Here is a 24,414-nt window from a genome sequence, read left to right on the forward strand (position 1 = left end):
CAGGGAAGGTACGCTCTCGCCGTGCGTCCCCCGTCGTCTATGCGTCCCACGACCAGCCCGCCTCGCCCGCTGACCGGGCTCGCGACCATGCTCGACGCCGATTCAGGCACGGCACGGTCGCCCCACGCCGCCCTGACCGGCGTCACCATCGACTCCCGTAACGTCAGGCGCGGAGACCTGTACGTCGCGCTGCCCGGCAACCGGGTCCACGGCGCCACCTTCGCCGCCGACGCGATGGCGAGCGGTGCCGTGGCCGTCCTCACCGACAGAGCCGGCCGCGACGCGGCCGTCGCCACCGGCCTGCCCGTGCTCATCGTGCCCGACCCGCGCGCCCTGCTCGGGCCGATCTCCTCCTGGGTGTACGGCCAGCCGGCCCACGACATCCAGATCCTCGGCGTCACCGGCACCAGCGGCAAGTCCACCACCTCGTTCATGCTCGAGGCGGGCCTGCGGGCCGCCGGGCACCGGGCGGGCCTGGTGGGCGGTGTCGAGATCCACGCCGGAGACCTGCGCTTCCAGCCGACGCTCACCACGCCGGAGGCCTCGGAGCTGCACGGCCTGTTCGCGCTCATGCGCGAGGAGGGCGTCACCGCGGCCGCCATGGAGGTCTCCAGCCACGCGCTCGCGCTCGGCAGGATCGACGGCGTCTACTACGACGTCGCCCTGTTCACCAACCTCTCCCAGGACCACCTCGACTTCCACAAGGACTTCGAGGACTACTTCGCGACCAAGGCGAAGCTGTTCCAGCCGGAGCTGAGCCGCCAGGGCGTGACCAACATCGACGATCGTTACGGGCGCGAGCTGATCGGCCTGGCGAAGGTGCCGATGACCACGTTCTCGGCGCTGGGCGACCCGGAGGCCGAGTGGCGGGCGGTGGACGCCCGGCTCGGGGCCGACGGCAGCGCGTTCCGGGTGGTCGGGCCGGGCGGGGTGGAGGCCGACGCGCAGATCTCGCTGCCGGGCCCGTTCAACGTCGCCAACGCGCTCGGTGCCATCGTGACGCTGGTCGAGGCCGGGGTGCCGCTGCACACGGCCGTGCACGGCGTGGGCACGCTGACCGGCGTGCCGGGGCGCATGCAGCGCGTCACGGCGGCCGAGGACGAGTTCCAGGCGGTCGTGGACTACTCGCACAAGCCGGGCGCCGTGGAGTCGGTGCTGCGCTCGCTGCGGTCGGTCACGGCCGGGACGCTGACGATCGTGCTCGGCTGCGGCGGCGACCGCGACAAGGGCAAACGGCCTATTATGGGCGAAATCTCCGCTGAGCTGGCAGATGTGGCGATCTTCACGAGCGACAACCCGCGCTCGGAGGATCCGCTGGCCATCCTCGCGACGATGATGGAGGGGGCGCTCCGCGTTCCGCAGCACGACCGCGCTCATGTGATCATTGAGCCCGACCGCGCGGCCGCCATCGGCCTGGCGATCGCCCGGGCCGGGCGCGGCGACGTGGTCGTGGTGGCCGGGAAAGGCCACGAGCAGGGCCAGTACGTTTCAGGCGAGGTGATCCCCTTCGACGACCGCGAAGTGGTCGCCGGAGCGATCGACGCACGCAAGGAAAGCAGGAAGCACTAATGATCCCGTTGCCTCTGGCCAGGATCGCCGAGATAACCTCGGGCGCCCTGTCGGGCATGGCCGATCCCCGCGCGGTGGTGCGCGGACCCGTCGTGATCGACTCGCGGGCCGTTGAACCGGGATCCCTGTTCGTCGCCATCAGGGGCGCGCGGGTCGACGGTCACGACTTCGCCGCGCAGGCCATCCGGGCCGGAGCCGTCGCCGTGCTGGCCAGCCGGCCGGTCGAGGGGCCGGCGGTGATCGTTCCCGACACCGCGGCCGCGCTCGCTGAGCTGGCCGCCGCCCAGGCCCGCACCCTGTCCAAGGCCACCGTGATCGGCGTGACCGGTTCCGCGGGCAAGACCAGCACCAAGGACCTGCTGGCCCGGCTCACCGGGCGGATCGGGTCCACCATCGCGCCCGTCGGCAGCTTCAACAACGAGCTCGGCCACCCGCTGACCGTGCTGCGGGCCGACCTCGACACCCGCTTCATGGTGCTGGAGCTGGCCGCGCGCAACATCGGCCACATCAAGGACCTGACCCGCATCGCGCCGCCGCAGATCGGCGTGGTGCTCAACGTCGGCACCGCGCACCTGGGCGTGTTCGGCGGCAAGGAGGCCATCGCCAAGGCCAAGGGCGAGCTGGTGGAGGCGCTGCCGCGCTCCGGCGTGGCCGTGCTCAACGCCGACGACCCGCTGGTGCGGGGGATGGCCTCGCGCACCGACGCGCGGGTCACCTACTTCGGGCGCGGCGAGTCCGCCGCCATCCGGGCCGAGGGCGTCGTCGTGGACGCCCGCGGGCGCGCCTCCTTCACGCTGCGCACCCCGTCCGGGGCCGCGCACGTGTCGCTGCAGCTGTACGGCGCGCACGCGGTCGAGAACGCGCTGGCCGCCGCGGCGGCCGGTTACGAGCTGGGCCTGCCGGTGGCCACCATCGCCGAGGAGCTGTCGGAGGCCACGCCGCGCAGCCGGTGGCGGATGGAGGTCACGGACCGGGCCGACGGGGTGACGGTGGTCAACGACGCCTACAACGCCAACCCCGACTCCATGCGGGCGGCGTTCGAGGCGTTCGAGGTGCTCGGGAAGGGGCGGCGGCGCTTCGCGGTCATCGCGGCGCTGCGGGAGCTGGGCGAGGACGGTCCCGCGCTCAACGCCGAGCTCGGCCGGCTGGCCGGCGGGGCGGGGCTGGCGGGGCTGATCGTGGCCGGGCCGGACGCCGGGCCGGTGCTGGAGGGCGCCCACGCGGCCGCCCAGCAGGGGGCCCAGCACGGGGTACAGCAGGGGGGCGGGGTCCCGCTGCCCGGAGCGCCGGTTCCCGGGCCTCAGGCGCCCGCTGGGCCCGCGCAGCCGTTGCCTGGCCCGCATGCCCCCGGCCCCCAGACCGCTGGCCCCCAGACTGCTGGTCTCCCGGCGCCGGGTCCGCAGGGCGCCGGGTGGCACGGGCCCGACGCGGGCGTCATGCCGCAGCCGGTTCCCGGGCAGGGGTGGCAGGGGCCGCCGGCGCCGCCCGTGGGCGGGCCTCCCGGCGGCTACTACGGGCAGCCGACCCGTATCGTGCACGTGCCCGATGCCGAGGCGGCGGCGGCCGAGCTGGCCGCGTGGCTGCGGCCGGGTGACGCGGTGCTGATCAAGGGGCCCAGGGCCATGGGTCTGGAGCGGACGGCCGAGCTGGTGCTCGGAGGTGCCCCCCAGTGACCAACATCATCATCGCCGGCGCGGTGGGCCTGATCCTCTCGATGCTGGGCACCCCGCTGGCGATCCGGCTGTTCTCGCGGCGCGGTTACGGCCAGGAGGTCCGCGAGGAGCTGCAGCAGGGCGGCCACCACGCCAAGCGGGGCACCCCCACCATGGGCGGCACCGTGTTCGTGCTGGCCGCGCTGCTCGCCTACGGCGCCTCCCACCTGGCCATGCTCACGCCGCCGACCGTGTCGGGCATGCTGGTGCTGTTCCTGATGACGGGGCTCGGCGCGGTCGGGTTCCTGGACGACTTCATCAAGATCTACAAGCAGCGCAGCCTGGGCCTGCGCAGCGGCGCCAAGGCGCTCGGCCAGCTGATCGTGGGCGCCGTCTTCGCCGTCCTGGTGGTCCGCCAGCCCAACGTGTACGGCATCACCCCCGCCGAGACCCGCGTGTCGTTCCTGCGCGACTTCGGCCCCTCGATCGGCATCGTCGGGTTCACCATCTGGGTGCTCATCATGATCGTCGGGTTCTCCAACGCGGTGAACCTCACCGACGGCCTCGACGGCCTGGCCAGTGGCGCGACCGGCACCGTGCTGGCCGCGTACGTGCTGATCGGCAACTGGCAGCTGCGCAACAACTGCATCGACCAGCTCGGCCCCAACTGCTACTGGGTGCGTGATCCGCTCGACCTGGCCGTGGTCGCCGCCGCCGTGCTGGGGGCGCTGATCGGGTTCCTGTGGTGGAACGCCCCGCCCGCCCGGATCTTCATGGGCGACACCGGCTCGCTGGCCCTGGGCGGCGTGCTGGCGGGGCTGGCGATCGCCACGCGCACGCAGCTCCTGCTGATCATCCTGGCCGGCCTGTGCGTGATCATCACGCTGTCGGTCATCATCCAGGTCGGCTCCTTCAAGATGACCGGGAAACGCGTCTTCAGGATGGCGCCGCTGCAGCACCACTTCGAGCTCAAGGGCTGGGCGGAGACCACGATCGTGGTCCGCTTCTGGCTGATCGCGATGTTGTGCGCGGCGCTCGGGCTCGGGCTGTTCTACGTCGAGTGGATGCCCCGATGAGTTCGACCTGCGTGGCCGGGCTCGGCGTGTCCGGCACCGCCGTGGCCCGGGTGCTGGCCGGGCGCGGCGAGCGGGTCGTGGTCGTCGAGGCCGTGGAGGGCGAGCGGCAGCTGGCCGCCGCGGCCGAGCTGGCCCGGGTCGGCGTCGAGACCCGGTTCGGGGAGATGGTGCTGCCCGAGGGCGCGACGCGGCTGGTCACCACCGGGTGGGCGCCGCACCATCCGCTGATCGCCGCCGCGCTGCGGGCCGGGGTCGAGGTCGTCGGCGAGGTGGAGCTGGCCTGGCGGCTGCGGCCGGAGCAGGCGGCTCCGTGGCTGGCGCTGACCGGCACCAACGGCAAGACCACCGCCGTGCGCATGCTCACCTCGATCCTGCTGGCCGACGGGCGCAAGGCCGTGGCCGTGGGGAACGTGGGCGTGCCCGTGGTGCAGGCCGTCGCGGAGCCGTACGACGTGCTGGCGGTCGAGCTGTCCAGCTTCCAGCTCCACTGGTCGGGCACGCTGGCCCCGCACGCCGCCGCGATCCTCAACCTGGCGCCCGACCACCTCGACTGGCACGGCTCCATGGAGGAGTACGCCGCCGCCAAGGGCCACATCTACGAGCGCGCCGGAACCGTGATCTTCAACGCCGACGACCCCGAGGCGACCCGGCTGGCCGCGCCCTATCCCGGCGCGGTCGGGTTCACGCTGCGCGTGCCCAAGCGGGGCGAGATCGGCGTGGTGGAGGACCTGCTGGTGGACCGCGCCTTCGTGGCCGACCCGGTCGAGGCGGCCGAGGAACTGGCGACGCTGGAGGACGTGCGCCCCTTCGCCCCGCACAACGTGGCCAACGCGCTGGCCGCCGCCGCCCTGGCCCGCTCGCTCGGCGTGCCCTCCGAGGCCGTACGCCAGGGGCTGCGCGACTTCGTGCCCGACCCGCACCGGCTGGCCCACGTGGACCGGATCGGCGAGGTCGACTACATCGACGACTCCAAGGCCACCAACCCCCACGCGGCCGCCGCCGCGCTGGCCTCGTACCCGTCGGTGGTGTGGGTGGCGGGCGGCCAGCTCAAGGGCGCCGACGTCGACGAGCTGGTGCGCCAGGCCGCCCCCAGATTGCGCGGCGCGGTGCTGCTCGGCGCCGACCGGGCGCGGATCGCCGAAGCCATTGCGCGACACGCGCCGAATGTCCCGCTCGTGGACATCGCCGATCGGGACACTGGTGCGATGGAAAGAGTCGTCACCGAAGCCGCCCGGCTGGCCTCGCCAGGGGACACCGTGCTGCTCTCCCCGGCGGGGGCCTCCCTGGACATGTTCGCCAACTATCCGGCGCGGGGGGAGGCCTTCGCGCGTGCCGTACGCGAGCTGAGGGCGCGACGTGAGCACGAGCGCTGAGGAGCGGGTGCGGCCGGCCGCCGCGCAGGAGAGTCCGGCGCACTGGGCGCGGGAGCAGCTCGGCACGCTGAAGGAGCTGCTGGACAAGCCGCTGACCACCTACTACCTGATCATCATGTGCAGCGCGCTGCTGCTCGCGCTCGGGCTGATGATGGTGTTGTCGGCCTCCAGCATCGAGGCGTTGCAGAAGACCGGCAGCCCGTTCTCCTGGTTCATCAAGCAGTCGCTGTCGGCCGCGATCGGCGTGCCCGTGATGTACGCCTGCTCCCGGCTGCCGGTCAAGTTCTTCCGCTGGGCCGGCTACCCGATGATGGCGCTGTCGATCATCGCGCTGGTCATGGTGCTGTTCATCGGCTCCTCCGAGCTGGGCGCGCAGCGGTGGATCTACATCGGCCCGCTCACCATCCAGCCGTCCGAGCCGGCCAAGCTCGGGCTCGCGCTGTGGGGGGCCGACCTGCTGGCCAGGCGGGCGCGGCAGGGCCGCATCGAGTGGCGGCAGATGCTGATCCCGCTCATGCCCGGCACCGCGATCCTGGCCGTCATGGTCATGCTCGGCCGCGACCTGGGCACCACGCTGGTGCTCTTCATGATCTTCCTGGCGCTGCTGTGGGTGGTGGGGGCGCCGGTCAAGCTGTTCGGCGGCATCCTGTCGCTGGCGGTGCTGGCGGCGGTCATCATGATCAAGGTGGAGCCGTACCGGATGGCGCGCATCGGCGCCTTCCTCGACCCGTGGGCCGACGCGCAGGGGGCGGGCTACCAGGCCGTGCAGGGGCAGATCGCGATGGGCTCGGGCGGCTGGTTCGGGCTCGGGCTGGGCAGCAGCCGGCAGAAGTGGAGCTGGCTGCCGCACGGGGAGAGCGACTTCATCTTCGCCATCCTCGGTGAGGAGCTCGGGCTGATGGGCACGCTGATGGTGGTGGCGCTGTTCGGGCTGCTGGGGTACGCGGGGCTGCGCGTGGCCGTACGCGTCAACGACCCCTTCATCAGGCTGGCCGCGGCCGCCATGGTGGCGTGGATCGTGGGCCAGGCGACCGTCAACATGGGGGCCGTGCTCGGCGTGCTGCCGATCACCGGCATCCCGCTGCCCCTGGTCTCGTACGGCGGCTCCTCGCTGCTGCCCACGCTCGCCGCGCTCGGCATGCTGCTGTCGTTCGCCAAGCGCGAGCCCGGCGCGCGGGAGGCCTTGGCGGCTCGTGGCCCCGGACCGGCCGCCCGGGCCCTAAGCTGGCTTGGCCTGGGGGGTATGACCAGAGGCCGAGCGACACGTTAGGGAGTGACCGAGATGAGGGTGGTCCTCGCCGGTGGGGGGACGGCCGGGCACATCGAGCCCGCGCTCGCCCTTGCGGACGCGCTGCGTCATCTTGACCGGAGCGTCGGCATCACCTGCGTGGGCACGGAGCGCGGCTTGGAGACGCGGCTCGTGCCCGCCAGGGGCTACGAGCTGGAGCTGGTGCCCGCCGTGCCGCTGCCGAGGGCGATCACTCCGAGCCTGCTGACCGTGCCGGGCCGGCTGGCCGGGGCGATCAACGCGACCGCGAGCATCCTCGACCGGGTCAAGGCCGACATCCTGGTCGGCTTCGGCGGCTACGTGGCGACCCCCGCCTACCTCGCGGCCAAGCGGCGCGGCCTGCCGATCGTCGTGCACGAGGCCAATCCGCGCCCCGGGCTGGCCAACCGGCTGGGCGCGCGGCTGACCGACCACGTGTTCAGCGGCTTCCCCGATTGCGCGCTGCCCAAGGCGGAGTTCATCGGCACGCCGCTGCGCCGCGAGATCGTCACGCTCGACCGGCTGTCCATGGGCGACAAGGCGCGCTCCTGGTTCGGGCTGGAGAACGACCGGCCGACGCTGCTGGTGTTCGGCGGCTCACAGGGCGCCCGGTCGCTCAACCAGGCCGCGCTGGCCGCCGCGCCCGCGCTGCGCCGGGCCGGCGTGCAGGTGCTGCACGTGCTGGGCCCGAAGAACACGGTCGAGCACGAGCCGCCGCCGGGCGACCCGCAATACGTCCTGCTGCCCTACGTCGACCGCATGGACCTCGCCTACGCCGCCGCGGACCTGGCCCTGTGCCGCAGCGGCGCGCTGACCTGCGCGGAGCTGACCGCGGTCGGCCTGCCCGGGGCCTACGTGCCGCTCCCGCACGGCAACGGCGAGCAGCGCATCAACGCCGAGCGCATCGTGCACGGCGGCGGCGGCCTGGTGGTCGACGACGCCGAGTTGTCACCTGATTGGATCATTCGCAACGTGCTGCCCATCCTCCGCGATCCAGAGCGGGTCGCCGTCATGTCGGAGGCCGCCTCCAGACTGGGGAGGAAGGACGCCGATATCATGCTTGCCAGGAAAGTGTTGGAGATAGCCCGATGAGTCTCGTCAAGCTGGTCGACCCCGTCACCGTGGAAGAGTTGGGGCGGGTGCACTTCATCGGCATCGGTGGCTCCGGCATGTCGGGCATAGCCCGCATCCTGCTCAAGCGCGGCGTACGCGTCTCGGGCAGCGACGCGCGCAGCTCCGACCAGATCACCGAGCTGCGCGAGCTGGGCGCCACCGTGCACATCGGCCACGCCGCCTCGCACATCAGAGACGTCGACACCGTGGTCGTCTCGACCGCCATCCGCGACTCCAACCCCGAGCTGGGCGAGGCGCTCAAGCAGGGGCTGCGGATCATCCCGCGGGCCGCCGCGCTGGCCTCCGTCATGGCCGGGCGCACCGCGGTCGCCATCGCGGGCACCCACGGCAAGACCACGACCACCTCCATGCTCACCGTCGCGCTGCAGAAGTGCGGCGCCGACCCGTCCTACTGCGTGGGCGGCCAGCTCGTCACCACCGGGCTCGGCGCCGACGACGGGCAGGGGCGGGTCTTCGTGGCCGAGGCCGACGAGAGCGACGGCTCCTTCCTCATGCTCGCCCCCGACATCGCCGTGGTGACCAACGTCGAGGCCGACCACCTCGACAACTACGGCGACCCGCGGGCGGTGCACGACAGCTTCGCCCGGTTCGCCGACCGGATCGGCTCGCTGCTCATCGCGTGCGCCGACGACCCGGGCGCGGCGGAGGTGGCGCGGCGGGCCAGGGAGCGGGGGCTCAGGGTCAGGACGTACGGCCTGACGGGCGAGGACTACCGGGTGGGCGACGTCAGGCCCGACGGGTTCGGCACGGTGTTCTCCATCGAGGGCAGGGGTGAGGTGCGGCTGGCCGTTCCCGGCGCTCACAACGCGCTCAACGCCACCGCGGTGATCGCCGTGGCCGACGAGCTGGGGCTCCCGTTCGAGGAGATCAGGGAGGGCCTGGGGGCCTTCACCGGGGCCAAGCGGCGCTTCGAGGCCAAGGGCGAGGCCGGCGGCATCGCGGTGTTCGACAGCTACGCCCACCACCCGACCGAGCTGACCGCCGACCTGCGGGCCGCCCGCGACGTGGTGGCCTCCTACTCCGGCACCGGCCGGGTCATCGCGATCTTCCAGCCGCACCTCTACTCGCGCACCCGGTTCTTCGCCGACGAGTTCGGGGCGGCGCTCGGGCTGGCCGACGAGGCCATCGTGCTCGACGTCTACGGGGCCAGGGAGGATCCCGAGCCCGGGGTGTCCGGCGCGATGGTGGCCGGGAAGGTGCCGTTGCCGGCGGAGCGGGTGGCGTACGCGCCGGACCGGTCCGCGGTGCCGGCCATGGTGGCCGAGCGGGCGCGGCCCGGCGACATCGTGCTCACGATGGGCGCGGGCGACATCACCGAGCTCGGGCCGCAGATCGTCGCCCGCCTGGCCTGAACCGTCCCCGCCCTGGCCGTCCCGACCCGCATGGCTGCCCGGCGGCTGCCCCGCCGTTCGTGGCTGGGGTCGTGGAGTGAGAGGGGCAGGGCACGCACACGGCGGTGCGGCCGGAGCGAGACGCCGGGGCGGTCGGCGACGGCGAGCACCGGGTGGCGAAGCGATCATGGACGCCGGCACCGGGCGGCGGAGCGAGCACGGGACGCCGGCGCCCGGCGGCGGAGCGAGCACGGGACGGCGGGGCGCCGGGTCGGTGGCGGGGCGGTCGGAGGGGTGTGCGGCGCCGGGGAGGCGGCGGGCGGCCGCCCGCTCTCCCGGCGACCCCGGCGGGGTGGTGTTTGGGCGTGGCGCGCGGGGTTACGCCGCGCGTCGGCGTAGGTTCGGTGCCGACATCGGCCGCGGGCCGGCCGGGGCGGGAGGGTGATGAAGGCGCGCACGGCGTTCCTGGTGCTGCTGACGGCGGGAGTGGTGGGCACGGCCGCCTGGCTGGTGTTCTTCTCGCCCGTGCTGGGCGTGCGCTCGATCGAGATCGTGGGAAATCTCACAGTGCCGAGCGAGCGGATCAAGCAGCAGGCCGGCGTGGCGGACCTCCACCCGCTGGCCACCGTGAACCTCGCCGACGTCGAGACCCGCGTCCTGGGCATCCGGCAGCTCGCCACCGCCAAGGTGGACCGGGTCTGGCCGGGCACGCTCAAGATCGAGGTGGTCGAGCGCGAGCCGGTGGCCGCCGTCCCGGTGGGCGACAAAATGGCGATCGTCGACGGGCAGGGCGTGGTGATCGAGGTGAGGTCCGCGGCGCCGCCGATGCTGCCGCTGCTCAAGGTGGACCGTCCGGCCGCGGGCGACCCCACCATGACGGCGGCGCTCAAGGTCATCGAGGCGCTGCCGAGCGAGGTGGCGGGCCGGGTCAGGCAGGTACGCGCGGGGACGGCCGAAGGCGTCACCCTCGTTCTGTCGGACGGGCGTACCGTCATCTGGGGCGGCACCGACCGGCCCGAGGAGAAAGGCCGCATCCTGACCTCGCTGCTCAAACGCGAAAGAGCGGTCACCCTCTACGACGTCAGTTCTCCCGACGTGGTGACGCTGAAGTGATCGTGATCGTCAGGGTCTGGCAACTCAGGGGCAAGGGCATCGCCGAGCCTGTGCGAGGCGGGGCTCGCGGCGTGAGAGCCTGTAAGCCGGACTTTCGGCAGAGGAGGGCCGCGACCAGGCGTGACTGCGGAGCGAAACGGACAGCCCGCGACACGCCGGACGTGCTTGCGGCGCGGTTAGTTGACCCGCCTGGAGCGTAACTCCTACTGTCCGTATCAATCCTCAGGTTGACATAAATCTAAATCTCAACCTGAGGTTGAGAGTTACCCGAACTGACAAAAGCGGAGACAATCCGCACCGAAATGGCAAGTCAACGAGCGGAAAGGCCCCTCGTCGTGGCAGCACCGCAGAACTACCTCGCGGTCATCAAGGTCGTCGGCATCGGCGGCGGCGGAGTCAACGCCGTCAACCGGATGATCGAGGAGGGACTCAAGGGCGTCGAGTTCATCGCGATAAACACCGACGCCCAGGCGCTGCTGATGAGTGACGCCGATGTGAAACTCGACGTGGGCCGCGAGCTCACGCGCGGACTGGGGGCGGGCGCCAACCCCGATGTCGGCCGGAAGGCGGCCGAGGACCACCGTGAGGAGATCGAGGAGGTCCTCAAGGGGGCCGACATGGTCTTCGTCACGGCGGGCGAGGGCGGTGGCACGGGCACCGGCGGCGCGCCGGTCGTGGCGAACATCGCCCGATCGCTCGGCGCGCTCACGATAGGTGTTGTGACCAGGCCGTTCAGCTTCGAGGGACGACGCAGGGCGTCGCAGGCCGAGGCGGGTATCGAGACGCTGCGCGACGAGGTCGACACGCTGATCGTGATCCCCAACGACCGGCTGCTGTCGATCTCCGACCGGCAGGTGAGCGTGCTCGACGCGTTCAAGGCGGCCGACCAGGTGCTGCTCTCCGGTGTCCAGGGCATCACCGACCTGATCACCACCCCCGGTCTGATCAACCTCGACTTCGCCGACGTCAAGTCGGTCATGTCGGGCGCCGGCTCCGCCCTCATGGGCATCGGCCACGCCCGGGGTGACGACCGCTCGGTGGCGGCGGCCGAGATGGCGGTCTCCAGCCCGCTGCTGGAGGCCAGCATCGACGGCGCCCACGGCGTGCTGCTGTCCATCGCGGGCGGCTCGGACCTGGGCCTGTTCGAGATCAACGAGGCGGCCCAGCTCGTGTCCATGGCCGCCGCGCCCGACGCCAACATCATCTTCGGTACGGTCATCGACGACGCGCTCGGCGACGAGGTGCGCGTGACGGTGATCGCGGCGGGCTTCGACGACGTGCCGGGGCCGACGGAGAAGCCGGTGACCCGTCCGGCGGGCCGGCCCGCCGCGGCCCAGGCCGCCGCGCCGCCTCCGGCGTCGCCTCCACGGCCGAGCATGGCGTCCCCCAGTGTGAAGTCCGAGCCGCCCACGTTGCGCCCTGAGCCGCGCCCTGAGGTGCGTCCGGAGCCCCGTACGGACTTCAGGTCCGAGCAGCGCGCCGACTTCCGCCCCGAGCCGCGTCCGGAGCCCCGCCCCGAGCCGCGGGCCGAGGTGCGTCCGGAGCCGCGCGCCGAGTTCCGTCCCGAGTCGCGTCCGGAGCCCCGGCCCGAGCCGGTGCGCCCGGTGGAGCCGGTGCACGACTCCCGCACGGACGCCGGCGAGCCCGCCGACGAGCCGTCCGGCCCCGTCTCGATCCCCCGGCCCGCGCCCGAGCCCGCCAACCCGCCCACGCCCATCACCTCCCGCATGTCGGAGCCGCCCAAACGTCCTCGGGTGATCTTCGAGGAGCAGGAAGAGGAGCTCGACGTTCCCGACTTCCTCAAGTAGCAGTTCGCCTGACGCCGCTCCCCGCAGGGAAACGGGAGCGGCGCCGTCGTGTGCGGACGGGAGTGTCGTACGTGGGACATGTCTTATGCGGACATTTCGTACGTGAGCATGTCGTATGCGGGCATGGAGGACATCGGCAGTAGTGAGGGGGAGAGGGACGTGAGAAGGGACGAGATCGCGGCCGGTCTCGCCGAGGTCGACGCGCGCATCGCCGAGGCCTGCCACGCGGTGGGGCGCGACCGGGGCGAGGTCACGCTGATCGCCGTCACCAAGACGCGGCCCGCCGAGGACGTGCGCATCCTGGCCGAGCTGGGCGTGCGCGACGTCGGCGAGAACCGCGACCAGGAGGCCGCCCCCAAGGCCCACGAGCTCGCCGGACTGCCGCTGACCTGGCACTTCGTCGGTCAGCTGCAGACCAACAAGGTCCGCTCCGTCGTCGGGTACGCCGACGTCGTCCACTCCGTCGACCGCCTCAGGCTGGTGGAGGCCATCAGCAAGGAGGCGGTCCGCCAGGGCCGCCGGGTCGGCTGCCTGCTGCAGGTCGCGCTCGACGACGACCCCGCCAGGGGCGGCGCGCGCGCCGCCGACCTGCTCGAGCTCGCGGACGAGGTGGCGCTGGCCGACGGGGTGTGGCTGGGCGGCGTCATGGCGGTGGCGCCGCTGGGGGAGGACCCGGCCAAGGCCTTCTCCCGGCTGCGGGATCTGGCGCGGCTCGTCCAGGAGCAGCATCCACGTGCCACGATGATCTCCGCGGGCATGAGCGAGGACCTCACGGAAGCCATCGCCTACGGCGCGACACACGTGCGGGTCGGTACGGCGTTGCTCGGCCGTCGCAAGCCCTTCGTCAGGTAATGTCCCCTCAAGTGGGTCTTCAAGCCCATGACCAAGTAGAGGTCGATCAGCGGTGAGCTCCAGGGGGGTACGGCTACCGCCTCGGACACGGCGACGGGCCCGAGCGAGTGCGACCATGAGCAGGAGGACGACTTAGCGATGGCCGGCGCGATGCGCAAGATGGCGGTCTACCTCGGTCTCGTGGAGGACGACCGCTACGAGAGGTACGAGACCTACACGGACGAGTACGCCTACGACGACGAGGTCCAGCGAACCGGCGAGGAACGGCCCGTGGCGGTCCAGGACCGCGACGACGAGCCTGAAGCCGGGGTCCCCGCGCCCAGGCCCACCACGACGATCCTGGAACGCCGCACGACCGATCTGGCCCGCATCACGACCCTCCACCCCCGGACGTACAACGAGGCGCGTACGATCGGAGAGCACTTCCGCGACGGCACCCCGGTCATCATGAATCTGACCGAGATGGTTGACAGTGACGCGAAGCGCCTCGTCGATTTCGCGGCAGGTCTGGTCTTTGGCCTACATGGCAGCATTGAACGTGTTACCAACAAGGTGTTCCTGTTGTCCCCTGCCAATGTCGAGGTGACCGCTGAGGACAAGGCCCGAATCGCGGAACGCGGATTCTTCAACCAGAGTTAGAGTCTCTGTATGCCTATCGGACCCAACCAGGTCTCGCCGAGACCGGGAGGGCACATCAGAAGTGGAGGCGCGGCCGGGCCGTGGACGTCGTCGGTGGGATCTTGGTCGTTGTCCTGTCTCTCTACCTGGTGCTGCTCATCGGCAGGATGATCTTCGAGACGGTGCAGGCTTTCGCCCGTCAGTGGCGGCCTTCGGGCGTCGTGCTGGTCGTGGCCGAGGCCACATACACCGCAACTGACCCACCTCTCAAGTTCCTCCGCCGTTTCATTCCTCCGCTCCGGTTGGGTACGGTGGCCTTTGACCTAAGCTTCACTGTCCTGTTCATCGTGGTTCTGATCTTGATTCAGATCGCCGGAACGCTGCGATGAGCCGGGCCGGTGTGGCGCCGGTCGTGATCCAACTCGTGTCCGCGCTGAAGTGATTCGGGTTACCGTCCTCCGGACAGACTCCAAGCGCGCCAAGGAGACCAAAAAATGCCGCTGACGCCCGCTGATGTGCGGAACAAGCAGTTCAGTACCACCCGGCTGCGGCCGGGCTACGACGAGGAAGAGGTCGACGCCTTCCTCGACGAGGTGGAAGCTGAGCTCGACCGCCTGATCCAAGAGAACGAGGAGCTCCGCGCCAAGCTGGCCGAGTGCCTGCGCGGGAAGGTGCCGGGCGGCATGAACATGCCCATGGCCTCCGCCCCGGTCCAGGAGCAGCCCAAGCCCGAGATGATGGGGCCGCCGCAGCCGGAGCCCATGCGGGCCCCCGAGCCGCCGCCGATGCAGCAGCAGCAGCCGGTCCCCGTGGCCATGAGCATGCCTCCCGCCGAGGACAACATGGACACCGCGGCCCGCGTGCTCGCCCTCGCCCAGCAGACCGCCGACCAGGCGATCGCCGACGCCCGCCGGGAGGCGGACGAGACGGTGACCCGCGCCCGGCGCGAGGCCGACGAGATCCTCACCAAGGCCCGCCGCCAGGCCGAGCAGGTCATCGGCGACGCCCGTGCCCGCGCTGAGACGCTCGAGCGCGACGCGCAGGAGCGCCACCGCCAGGCGATGGGCTCGCTGGTGCAGACCCGCGACGAGCTCGAGCGCAAGGTCGAGGAGCTGCGCAGCTTCGAGCGCGAATACCGCAGCAGGCTCAAGCTCTACCTGGAGAACCAGCTCGCCGAGCTCAACGTCTCCGCGGAGGGCAGCGGCGGCTTCCCGGTGATGTCCGGTCCGCAGGGCCAGGCTCCCGCCATGTCGCACGCCGTGCCGCAGGGTGGCCAGCCGCCCCTTCCGGGTGGTCCCAACCCGTTCGGCGGCGAGGCTCCGCAGGGCGCCTTCCCCGGCGGTGACGGTCCGCACAACGACCGCCGGTAAAGTAGCGGGTCACTAGGACCTGTCACTCGAAAGAGCCCCCTGTGATCCTTATCAGTGCTGGTTTGGTGCTCGCGGCAGTGGTTCTGCTGATCGCGGGCTTCGTACTGGCGAAGCCGTTCCTGATCATGTGGTCCATCGTGGTCAGCGTGCTGTCCGCGCTGTTCCTGGTGATCGGGGCGTTCCTGCGGCGGAACGAGCTTTTTCCCGGAGGTGGGCAGGCCGCTGCGCCGGCCACCCCCCCGAAGGGGCTCATGCCGCCCGCTCCGCCTTACAACCAGACCGGCCCCATGGCCCACCAGCCGCACCCGCAGCCGCACGTGCAACCCCAGCCGCATCCGCAGCCTCCGCAGCGGACGGCGACCGTCCCGGCCGCCGCCCCCCGCCGACCGGCGGCGAGCGGCATCTCGCCGGATGCGATCGTGCTGGTGATCCCGGGACGCAAGCGTTACCACGTCCCCGGGTGCAGGCAGCTGATCGGCCGGGATCACGAGGAGCTCACGTACGAAGAGGCACGCGAGGAGGGCTTCACGCCCTGCACGGCGTGCCTGCCTGACGCCGCGCTCGGCGGACGGCAGCTGCCGCCTGCCGCCGACCCCGATCCCGTCGTCGCCCCGGGCCCCGCTCTCGCCACGGATCCCACCGTCGGGAGCCGAGCCGAAAACTCCGCGGAGACCCGCGACCTACGTCCGCCGGTCGCCCCGCCGAAGCCCGACACGAAGGCTTCCACCCCCAGCCCGGAGCCTGCCGCCGCCCACGAGGAAGGCGCCACCGGGTGGTTCGGCCGTCCCTCGGGTCCCTCGGCCGCTCCCGCGAGCCAGGCCAGGGCATCCTCCTCCGCCGCCCCCGAATCTGATTCGGATGATGAGCAGGCGGATCAGCAGACTTCTTACTTCCGGCCGCCGCCCTTCGCGCGCAAGGCCGAGTCGGGCGCGCCCTCCTCGGGTGAGCCCTCTTCCGATGAGACCCGGCCGTCGCAGCCCTCCGGTGACACACCGGACGAGCCCGGACGAGCCGGTACGAAAGCCGCGCAGCCGGGTGGTCAGTCCGGTGGCGCGCCTGAGCAGTCCGGGCAGCGTGAGCCGTCCGGGCGGCCCGGCTCCGGGGCTGGGCGGGCTGGTGCCGAGCCGGGTCAGCCGGGCAGCGGCACGTCCGGCCGTCCTGGGGCCGAGCCCGGGCGGACTGCCGCCACGCCGGAGCAGCCCGGTGGCGCCAAGCCTGCGGCCAAGCCGGGGCAGCCAGGTGCCGGGCCGGACAAGCCCGGTTCCAGCGGCAGGTCTGGTCAGTCCGGTGATCGGTCCGGTCAGGGTGGGGGCTCGCTCGGGCGGTCCTCTGACGCGGCTGTGCAGGACGATGACTCCTCAGGGCCCGCTACCGCGCCGCAGCCTCGGGTGCCCGCGTCCGTGACGCCTGGGCGGCCAGGGGGGTCGGCTGCCAAGCCGTCGGAGCGTTCGTCTCGTCCGGGTGAGGAGTCGTCCTCCGCGGGAGAGACCGTGATCCTGCACGAGCGGCCCGCGTCGTCGGCCGAGTCGGAGGCCAAGCCGAAGGGGCCGCTGCCCACCGGGGCGCCGGCCAGACCGTCGGGCACCAAGCCGGGGGCTGCCAAGGGCGAGGCGCCGGGAACCGGGGGGAGCGGCTCGTCGTCCAAGGGCGGGCCCTCTTCGGGCGCGTCCCGGCCGCCGGCTTCCGGTGGGTCCGGGAAGGGGCAGGTCTCTGGGGCCAAGGCCGAGGCGTCCGGGGGTAAGACCGGTGACGAGTCCGCCGCCGGGGCCAAGGGGGCTGCCGGGGGCGGCAGGGGTGAGCGGCCGGGGACTGTGAAGGTCATCATCGGCACTCGCCGCTACCACAGCACCGCCTGCCCGTTGATCCGGGGGGCCGGTGAGACCGGCGTGGAGACGATGACGCTCGCCGCGGCGGAAGCGGCCGGGCTGACCAGTTGCTCGGTGTGCCAGCACGACCGCGAGACGGTCGGCTGACTGAGGAGGGGCTGCAGGAGCTCCTGACACCCATCGGATCCGGATCCAGGGGCTCGGTCCCGTTTGTCCTGACACGGCCTTCAGCGTGACGCTGGGGGCCGTTTTGGTGCCTGGCCGAGGGCGCGGGCGCGGGCCTGGGCTGGCTGGGTGACGCGAAGGAGCGCGTTGCGGTGCGACGCTGGGCCCGCTGTTGTAGTGGCGCGGGATCCGCTGTCGTGTGGCGCTGGGCCTGCTGATGTGTGGCGCGGGATCCGCTGCTGTGTGGCGCTGCGGTCGATGGGGTGCTGTGTGGTGCCGTGAACGCTGCTGTGAGATGAGCGGGGTGCTGGCGGGTGCGGCGTTCGGGTGGGCGGTGCGGGGGTGATGTGGTGGGGGCGACTGCGGGGGGTGGCAGGCGAAGGGGGCGCGCCCGGTCGGGCGCGCCCCTTGTGTGCCGTGTTGCCCTCGTGAACTCCCGGGCGTGGCCGGGTCAGGCGCGGCGGAGCTGGAAGGTCAGGCCCAGGTCCTCGTCCGTGTGCGACGGCAGGTCCTCGGCCGTGCCCTCCGTGAGGGTCGTGGCCAGGACCTCCTCCGACACCACGCGACCCTCCGAGCGGAGCGCCGTGGCCAGGTCGGGGGACGTGCTGGTCCACCACAGGGTGATGCGGTCCGTGATCGACAGGCCGGTCGACTTGCGGGCCTCCTGGACCAGCCGGATGACCTCGCGGAGCAGGCCCGCGCGGCGCAGGTCGTCCGTGAGCTCCAGGTCCAGGGCCACCGTCTCGCCCGTGCCCGTGCCGATCGCGCCCGTCTCCACGGCCCAGCCGGAGCGGGGCTGCTCGTTGACGATCACCTCGTCGGGGCCGAGCATGATCTCGCCCAGCTCGTCCGCCTCCACCATGACCGTGGAGCCGGAGCGCAGGGCCCTGGCCACGCGGGTGGCGTCGGCGGCGGCCACCGCGGCCGCCACCAGCTTGGTACGGGGGCCGAACCGCTTGCCCAGTGCCCGGAAGTTGGGCTTGACCGAGTAGGACACGAGGTCGGCGCTGAAACCCGACATGTCCTCCAGGGTATGGACGTTCAGCTCCTCCGCCACCAGGCCGCGCAGCTCGCCGGGGAGCGACGGCCAGTCGTGCGCCCCCACCAGGGCGCGCCGCAGCGGCTGGCGGGTCTTGACGCCCGACGAGGCCCGGGCCGAGCGGCCCAGCTCCACCAGCCGGCGCACCAGGGCCATCTGGTCCGACAGCGCCGGGTTGAGCAGGTCCTCGCGCACCTCCGGCCAGGGGGCCAGGTGCACCGAGGAGGGCGCGTCGGCCGCGCGCAGCACGTCCCACAGGTGGTCGGTGAGGAACGGCGTGATGGGCGCCATCAGCCGGATCACGGTCTCCAGGCACTCGTACAGCGTCGCGAACGCGTCCTCCGAGCCCTGCCAGAAGCGGCGGCGCGAGCGGCGTACGTACCAGTTGGACAGGTCGTCGAGGAAGTCGGCCAGGCGGCGGCCGGCGCGCTGGGTGTCGTACTCGTCGAGCGCCGCCGTGACCTCGGCGACCGTCCTGTGCAGCTCGGCCAGCGCCCAGCGGTCGATCAGCGCACGCTGGCCGGGCGGGGTGGCCTCGGACAGCTTGGCCGGCGACCAGGACTCGGCGTTGGCGTACAGGGTGAAGAACGACGCGGTGTTCCAGAGCGTCAGCAGGACCTTGCGGACGATCTCCTCGAGCGTGTTGTGCCCCACCCGGCGGGCCGCCCACGGCGAGCCCGAGCAGGCCATGAACCAGCGCAGCGCGTCGGCGCCGTGCTGGTCCATCAGCGGGATCGGCTCGAGGATGTTGCCCAGGTGCTTGCTCATCTTGCGGCCGTCCTCGGCCAGGATGAGGCCGAGGCAGAGCACGTTCTCGTAGGAGGACTGGCCGAAGACGAGCGTGCCGACGGCCATCAGCGAGTAGAACCAGCCGCGCGTCTGGTCGGTGGCCTCGCAGATGAACTGCGCCGGGTAGACGCCCTCCGGCTTGCCGCGCTCTCCCCACTGGGCGAACGGCATGGAGCCCGAGTCGTACCAGGCGTCGATGACGTCGGGCACGCGGCGGGCCTGGCCGCCGCAGGTCGGGCAGTCGAAGGTGACGTCGTCGACGAACGGGCGGTGCGGGTCGAGGGCCGAGACGTCCTGGCCCGCCAGGGTGCCCAGCTCCTCCAGCGACCCGACGCACGTCACGTGGGACTCGTCCTCCGAGCACACCCACAGCGGCAGCGGCGTGCCCCAGTAGCGCGAGCGCGACAGCGACCAGTCGACGTTGTTGCGCAGCCACTCGCCGAAGCGGCCCCACTTGATCGTGTCCGGGTACCAGTTGGTGCCGGCGTTCTCGGCCAGCATCTGGTCCTTGACGGCGGTGGTGCGGATGTACCAGGAGGGGAGCGCGTAGTAGAGCAGCGCGGTGTGGCAGCGCCAGCAGTGCGGGTAGCTGTGCTCGAGGTGCCCGCCGCGGAACAGCAGCCCGCGCGCCCGCAGGTCCTCGGTCAGCTCCTCGTCGGCGTCCTTGAAGAACCGGCCGCCGACCATGGGCACGTCGTCGAGGAAGCGGCCGTCGGGGCCGATCGGGTTGACGACGGGCATGTCGTACTTCTTGATGACGGCCAGGTCGTCGGCGCCGAAGGCGGGCGCCTGGTGGACCAGGCCGGTGCCGTCCTCGACGGTGACGTAGTCGCCGAGCACCACGTAGTGGGCGCCCGGGATGTCGACCAGGTCGAACGGCCGGGTGTAGGCGGTGTGCTCCAGCTCGCGGCCGGTGTAGCGGGCCAGCTCGGTCACGTCCTCGCCGAGCACCGAGAGCAGCGGCTCGGCCACGACCAGCACCTCGCCGTCGGCCGTGCGGGCCGCGACATAGGTGACGTCCGGGTGCACGGCCACGGCCGTGTTGGAGACCAGCGTCCACGGCGTGGTCGTCCAGACCAGCAGCGCGGCGCCCAGCTCGGCGAGCGGGCCGGTCGTCGCGGGCATGCGGACGTAGACCGACGGGCTGGAGACGGTCTCGTAGCCGCCCGGCTGGCCCAGCTCGTGGTCTGACAGCCCGGTGCCGCAGCGCGGGCAGTAGGGGGTGATCCGGAAGTCGCGGAACAGCAGCCCCTTGTCGAAGACGACCTTGAGCGACCACCACACCGACTCGATGTAGGACGGGTCCATGGTGCGGTAGGCCTGGGACAGGTCGATCCAGTAGCCCATCCGCTCGGTCATCTGCTCGAACGCGTCCACGTGCCGCAGCACCGACTCACGGCACTTGGCGTTGAACTCGGCGATGCCGTACGTCTCGATGTCCTTCTTGCCGGACAGGCCCAGCTCGCGCTCCACGCCGACCTCGACGGGCAGGCCGTGGCAGTCCCAGCCCGCCTTGCGCGGCACGCTGAAGCCGCGCATCGACTTGTAGCGGGGGAACAGGTCCTTGAACACGCGCGCCTCGACGTGGTGGACGCCCGGCAGGCCGTTGGCGGTCGGCGGGCCCTCGTAGAAGACCCACGACGGGTTGCCGGAGTTCTGTTCCACGGACCGCTCGAAGATCTTCCCGTCCCGCCAGCGGTCGAGGACCTCGCGCTCGAGCGCGGGCAGGTCGACCTGCGCGGGAAGAGAGCGGAAAGATGGGGAAGACATTTCGGGCGGAACCTCCACGCTTGATCGGCCGGCTGGCTGGTGTGCGTGAAGGGACGAAGCCTGGCGGCTCCGCGGTACCACCCTTCTTGGCCTCGCGCTGGGCGGGGCCCTCTCCATTTGGTCTGCGGCCGGTTCTAATGAGCTCGGGAGAGCCGTTCTTCCGGCGGCTCCGGGGTGATATCCCTCACAGTCGGGCCCCATCAACGCCTTGCAGTCTCAAACCATAACGCAGAGCGGGGCCCGAGGCTTCCAGGTTTTCCCGGTGGCGTCCGGGGTACTCACGACGCCTTGTCGGTACGCGAGACGTAAACGGCGCAAAGTTGTGGGAATGGACGCTGCTGGGGAGGAGTTGAATGCGCGAGGCGGGATAGTACGGGGGAGGTAAACCGTCCGGCGGGTCGTTTGCCGTTCCGTTATGAGGATCCTAAGCTGCCCGCACCCTTTACGGCCTTGATCAGCAATGGAGGCAGCCATGGCGGCAGTCACGCAGACCGCTACACCGTCGATGTGGTCGGAAGAGGAGCTGGCCGAGGTACGCGGCAGGCTCCAGACGGAGATCGACGAGCTCGAGGCGGACATCATGCGCCACGAGTCGGAGATAGCCTCTGGAGACGTCACCCAGGGAGCCGGCGACGACCAGGCGGACGCCGGCGCCAAGACGTACGAGCGCGAACGCGAGATCGCGCTTACCCTGAATGCGCGCGATCTGGTCGCGCAGAACGAACGTGCGATCGCCAGGATCGACGCAGGGACCTATGGAGTGTGCGAATCGTGCCACAAGCCGATCGGCAAGGAACGCCTTCAGGCGTTCCCGAGGGCGACGCTGTGCGTGGCCTGCAAGCAGAAGGAGGAGCGCCGGTAGGCTCGGGGGGCAAGCCTCGGCGGCGCCTCTTCGCCGTCCTCGTCGTGCTGGCGGCCGTGATCTACGCGGCCGACCTCGTCACCAAGACGGTGGTGCTGCGCACGCTGGAGGGTGAGGCGCCGATGGTCGTCATCCCGGACGTCCTGCAGTTCCGGGTGATCTTCAATTCCGGTGCCGCGTTCAGCATCGGCACCGGAATGACGTTCGTCTTCACGTTCATCGCGGCCGGCGTGGTCGTGGCCATCGTGCGCACGGCCCGCAAGCTCGGCAGCCGCTCCTGGGCGGTCGCGCTCGGGCTGCTGCTGGGCGGGGCGCTGGGCAACCTCACCGACAGGCTGCTGCGCTACCCATCGGGGATCGGCCGCTCGTCCCAGCTCCAGGGGCACGTCGTGGACTTCATCGAGGTGCTCCCTGGGCACTTCCCCGTCATCGACTACTTCCCGGTGTTCAACATCGCCGACTCGGCGATCGTCTGCGGCGGGATCCTGGCGGTCATCCTGGCCTGGCGCAACGTGCAGATCGACGGGTCCAAGGAGGTGGCCGACAATGACTGAGCAGCGCAGCCTGCCGGTGCCCGACGGGCTGGAGGGCGAGCGGCTCGACGCCGCGCTCTCGCGGCTGTTCGGCTTCTCCCGCACGCGCGCGGCCGAGCTGATCGTCGCGGGCGAGGTGCTGGTGGACGGCCGCCAGCCGGCCAAGTCCGACCGGGTGCACGCCGGCGCGTGGCTCGACGTGACGATGCCGCCGCCGGTCACCACGCCCATGCCGGTGGCCGAGCCGGTGCCGGGCATGACCATCGTGTACGAGGACGACGACATCATCGTGGTCAACAAGCCCATCGGCGTGGCCGCGCACCCGACCGTCGGCTGGACCGGCCCGACCGTCATCGGCGGCCTGCTCGGGGCCGGCCACACCATCGCCACCAGCGGCGCCGCCGAGCGGCAGGGCATCGTGCACCGGCTCGACGCCAACACCACGGGCGCGATGGTCGTGGCCAAGAGCGAGCACGCCTACTCGTGGCTCAAGCGGGCCTTCAAGGAGCGCACGGTCGACAAGCGCTACCACGCGCTGGTGCAGGGGCATCCCGACCCGTTCCGGGGCACGGTGGACGCGCCCATCGACCGGCACCCGTCGGGGGACGGCCGGTTCGCCGTGGTCGCGGGCGGGAAGCCGTCCGTCACGCACTACGACACGGTGGAGGCGTTCCGGGCGGCGTCGCTGCTGGACATCAAGCTGGAGACCGGGCGTACGCACCAGATCAGGGTGCACATGTCCGCGCTGCGCCACCCCTGCGTCGGCGACCTGCTGTACGGCGCCGACCCCACGCTGGCGGCCCGGCTGGGGCTCACGCGGCAGTGGCTGCACGCGGTGGCGCTCGGGTTCGAGCACCCCTCGACCGGCGAGTGGATCTCGTTCAGCACCGACTACCCCCAGGACCTGCAGAAGGCACTCGACATCGTGCGCGAGGAGTCCTGAGACGGCGGGCGGCTCCCTCAGCCCCGCCGGCCGGCCTTCTCCTTGCCCTCGTCCGCCGCGCGGCCGTTGTCCGACCCCTCGACCTGGCCGGGGGAGCGTGAGGGCGTCCCGTCCCCTTCCTTCTTGTCCTTCTTGGTCGGCGTCTTGGTCGGCGTCTTGGTGGGTGTGGGCTGCTGCGTGGGGCTCTTCTTCCCGGTGGTCCGGTCGGCCGTCGGTGTCCTGGGCCCGCTCATGGTGGGCGGCGGGGTGCTGCCCGGCTGGACCGCCGGGGCCTCGGACGTCGGCCGCGGGGTGGTGGGGGCGGGCGTGTCCGGCGCGGGTGTGGACACCACGGCGGGCACGCGGCTCGGCGGAGCGGTGCGCGGCAGGTCGCGCTGCGACCACCAGGCCGCCCCGCCCGTGACGACCCCGACGACGAGCGCGCCCGCGGCTATCGCGGCCACCGGCAGCCGGCGCCGCCGGGTAACCTCCGGCACGGTGACCGGGCCCGTCTGCTCGGGGGCGCCGCCGGCCAGGATCGCGGCCAGCCGCCGCTCGGCCTCCTCCAGCGACATGCGCTCGGCCGGGTTCTTGCGCAGCAGGCCCAGCAGCACCGGCGCGAGCACGCCCGCCCGCGCCAGCGGCTCCGGCTCGGCGTGCATGACCGCGCCCAGCGTGGCCAGGGCGTGGTCGCGGTGGAAGGGGGAGTGGCCCTCGACGGCCATGTAGAGGGTCACGCCCAGCGACCACAGGTCCGAGGCGGGCCTGGCCCGGCCGCCGGCCGCGCGTTCGGGGGCCATGAAGGCGGGGGTGCCGACCAGGATGCCCGTCCGCGTGACGGGCGCCTCGTCCTCCGTGGTGGCGATGCCGAAGTCGGTGAGCACCGCCCGGCCGTCGGGGGTGAGCAGCACGTTGTCGGGTTTGACGTCCCTGTGTAACACCCCGGCCGCGTGCGCGGCGCGCAGCGCCTCCATGAGCTGCAGCCCGATGCTCGCCGCGTCGAGGGGGGACATGGGGCCGTCGTCGCGGATCTGCTCGCCCAGCGTGCGGGAGTGCACGAGCTGCATGACGATCCAGGGGTGACCGCGCTCCTCCACGACGTCGTACACGGTGGCCACGCCGGGGTGCGCCACCCGGCCCGCCGCCCTGGCCTCGCGGAAGGTGCGTACGGCGAACACCTCGCGCTCGGCGCCCGTCAAATCGGGAGGCGGCAGGATCTCCTTGACGGCCACGTCCCGGCCGAGCACCTCGTCGTGCGCGTGCCAGACGGTGCCCATGCCGCCCTTGCCGATCGTCTTGAGCAGCCGGTATCGCCCACCGACAATCCCCGCTGAATCAGACATGC

The 24,414-nt window shown here is 71.9% G+C and carries 19 protein-coding genes; 17 read left to right on the forward strand and 2 right to left on the reverse strand.

Going from position 1 to position 24,414, the window contains the following annotated elements; all coding sequences use genetic code 11:
- Positions 1-39: 39 nt before the first annotated feature.
- The 14 genes from ACBJ59_RS06600 to ACBJ59_RS06665 all read left to right on the forward strand — a co-directional run bounded on the left by ACBJ59_RS06600 (position 40) and on the right by ACBJ59_RS06665 (position 17,136).
- On the forward strand, positions 40-1,569 hold the full coding sequence (locus ACBJ59_RS06600) for a UDP-N-acetylmuramoyl-L-alanyl-D-glutamate--2,6-diaminopimelate ligase (protein WP_375109261.1): 1,530 nt from the start codon (positions 40-42) through the stop codon (positions 1,567-1,569).
- Positions 1,569-3,242, forward strand: coding sequence for a UDP-N-acetylmuramoyl-tripeptide--D-alanyl-D-alanine ligase (gene murF, locus ACBJ59_RS06605; protein ID WP_375109262.1), 1,674 nt, complete (start codon positions 1,569-1,571; stop codon positions 3,240-3,242). The genes ACBJ59_RS06600 and murF overlap by 1 nt, the downstream gene beginning before the upstream one ends.
- Entirely contained in the window at positions 3,239-4,297 is a 1,059-nt protein-coding gene (gene mraY, locus ACBJ59_RS06610; RefSeq protein ID WP_364118425.1) for a phospho-N-acetylmuramoyl-pentapeptide-transferase, read from the forward strand. Before murF ends, mraY begins: the two co-directional genes overlap by 4 nt.
- Complete coding sequence (gene murD / locus ACBJ59_RS06615) at positions 4,294-5,670, forward strand: UDP-N-acetylmuramoyl-L-alanine--D-glutamate ligase (protein ID WP_375109263.1); 1,377 nt, start codon at positions 4,294-4,296, stop codon at positions 5,668-5,670. The genes mraY and murD overlap by 4 nt, the downstream gene beginning before the upstream one ends.
- Complete coding sequence (gene ftsW, locus ACBJ59_RS06620) at positions 5,654-6,940, forward strand: putative lipid II flippase FtsW (RefSeq protein WP_375109264.1); 1,287 nt, start codon at positions 5,654-5,656, stop codon at positions 6,938-6,940. Before murD ends, ftsW begins: the two co-directional genes overlap by 17 nt.
- 12 nt (positions 6,941-6,952) lie before the next feature.
- Complete coding sequence (murG, locus tag ACBJ59_RS06625) at positions 6,953-8,029, forward strand: undecaprenyldiphospho-muramoylpentapeptide beta-N-acetylglucosaminyltransferase (protein ID WP_364118429.1); 1,077 nt, start codon at positions 6,953-6,955, stop codon at positions 8,027-8,029.
- The gene (gene murC, locus ACBJ59_RS06630) at positions 8,026-9,423 is read left to right on the forward strand and encodes a UDP-N-acetylmuramate--L-alanine ligase (protein ID WP_375109265.1); all 1,398 of its coding nucleotides are present in this window, start codon (positions 8,026-8,028) and stop codon (positions 9,421-9,423) included. Before murG ends, murC begins: the two co-directional genes overlap by 4 nt.
- A gap of 423 nt (positions 9,424-9,846) precedes the next feature.
- Complete coding sequence (locus ACBJ59_RS06635; RefSeq protein ID WP_375109266.1) at positions 9,847-10,515, forward strand: cell division protein FtsQ/DivIB; 669 nt, start codon at positions 9,847-9,849, stop codon at positions 10,513-10,515.
- Between the two features lie 335 nt (positions 10,516-10,850).
- The gene (gene ftsZ, locus ACBJ59_RS06640) at positions 10,851-12,323 is read left to right on the forward strand and encodes a cell division protein FtsZ (RefSeq protein ID WP_375109267.1); all 1,473 of its coding nucleotides are present in this window, start codon (positions 10,851-10,853) and stop codon (positions 12,321-12,323) included.
- 159 nt (positions 12,324-12,482) lie between these two features.
- The gene (locus tag ACBJ59_RS06645) at positions 12,483-13,175 is read left to right on the forward strand and encodes a YggS family pyridoxal phosphate-dependent enzyme (RefSeq protein WP_375109268.1); all 693 of its coding nucleotides are present in this window, start codon (positions 12,483-12,485) and stop codon (positions 13,173-13,175) included.
- Between the two features lie 138 nt (positions 13,176-13,313).
- Entirely contained in the window at positions 13,314-13,814 is a 501-nt protein-coding gene (locus tag ACBJ59_RS06650; RefSeq protein ID WP_364118439.1) for a cell division protein SepF, read from the forward strand.
- 80 nt (positions 13,815-13,894) lie between these two features.
- Entirely contained in the window at positions 13,895-14,182 is a 288-nt protein-coding gene (locus ACBJ59_RS06655; protein WP_364118441.1) for a YggT family protein, read from the forward strand.
- 105 nt (positions 14,183-14,287) lie between these two features.
- Complete coding sequence (locus ACBJ59_RS06660) at positions 14,288-15,163, forward strand: DivIVA domain-containing protein (RefSeq protein WP_364118442.1); 876 nt, start codon at positions 14,288-14,290, stop codon at positions 15,161-15,163.
- A gap of 1,490 nt (positions 15,164-16,653) precedes the next feature.
- Positions 16,654-17,136 carry a hypothetical protein gene (locus ACBJ59_RS06665; protein ID WP_375109269.1) on the forward strand — a complete coding sequence of 161 codons (483 nt, stop codon included), beginning with the start codon at positions 16,654-16,656 and terminating at the stop codon, positions 17,134-17,136.
- 469 nt (positions 17,137-17,605) lie between these two features.
- On the opposite strand, the gene ileS is transcribed toward ACBJ59_RS06665, so the two are convergent.
- Positions 17,606-20,752 carry an isoleucine--tRNA ligase gene (ileS, locus tag ACBJ59_RS06670; RefSeq protein WP_375109270.1) on the reverse strand — a complete coding sequence of 1,049 codons (3,147 nt, stop codon included), beginning with the start codon at positions 20,750-20,752 and terminating at the stop codon, positions 17,606-17,608.
- 472 nt (positions 20,753-21,224) lie between these two features.
- On the opposite strand from ileS, the gene ACBJ59_RS06675 reads away from it, so the two are divergent.
- Genes ACBJ59_RS06675 through ACBJ59_RS06685 form a run of 3 tightly spaced genes read left to right on the forward strand, consistent with a single transcriptional unit; the run spans position 21,225 to position 23,090 of the window.
- Entirely contained in the window at positions 21,225-21,614 is a 390-nt protein-coding gene (locus ACBJ59_RS06675) for a TraR/DksA family transcriptional regulator (protein WP_375109271.1), read from the forward strand.
- A complete protein-coding gene (lspA, locus tag ACBJ59_RS06680) occupies positions 21,578-22,168 on the forward strand; it encodes a signal peptidase II (RefSeq protein WP_375109272.1) in 591 nt (196 codons plus the stop codon). Before ACBJ59_RS06675 ends, lspA begins: the two co-directional genes overlap by 37 nt.
- Complete coding sequence (locus ACBJ59_RS06685; RefSeq protein WP_375109273.1) at positions 22,161-23,090, forward strand: RluA family pseudouridine synthase; 930 nt, start codon at positions 22,161-22,163, stop codon at positions 23,088-23,090. The genes lspA and ACBJ59_RS06685 overlap by 8 nt, the downstream gene beginning before the upstream one ends.
- A 17-nt stretch (positions 23,091-23,107) precedes the next feature.
- On the opposite strand, the gene ACBJ59_RS06690 is transcribed toward ACBJ59_RS06685, so the two are convergent.
- Positions 23,108-24,412, reverse strand: a complete 1,305-nt coding sequence (locus ACBJ59_RS06690) for a serine/threonine-protein kinase (protein WP_375109274.1) — start codon at positions 24,410-24,412, stop codon at positions 23,108-23,110.
- Between the last annotated feature and the right edge of the window lie 2 nt (positions 24,413-24,414).

Origin of the sequence: Nonomuraea sp. MTCD27, assembly GCF_041950495.1 — a bacterium.
GTDB lineage: Bacteria > Actinomycetota > Actinomycetes > Streptosporangiales > Streptosporangiaceae > Nonomuraea.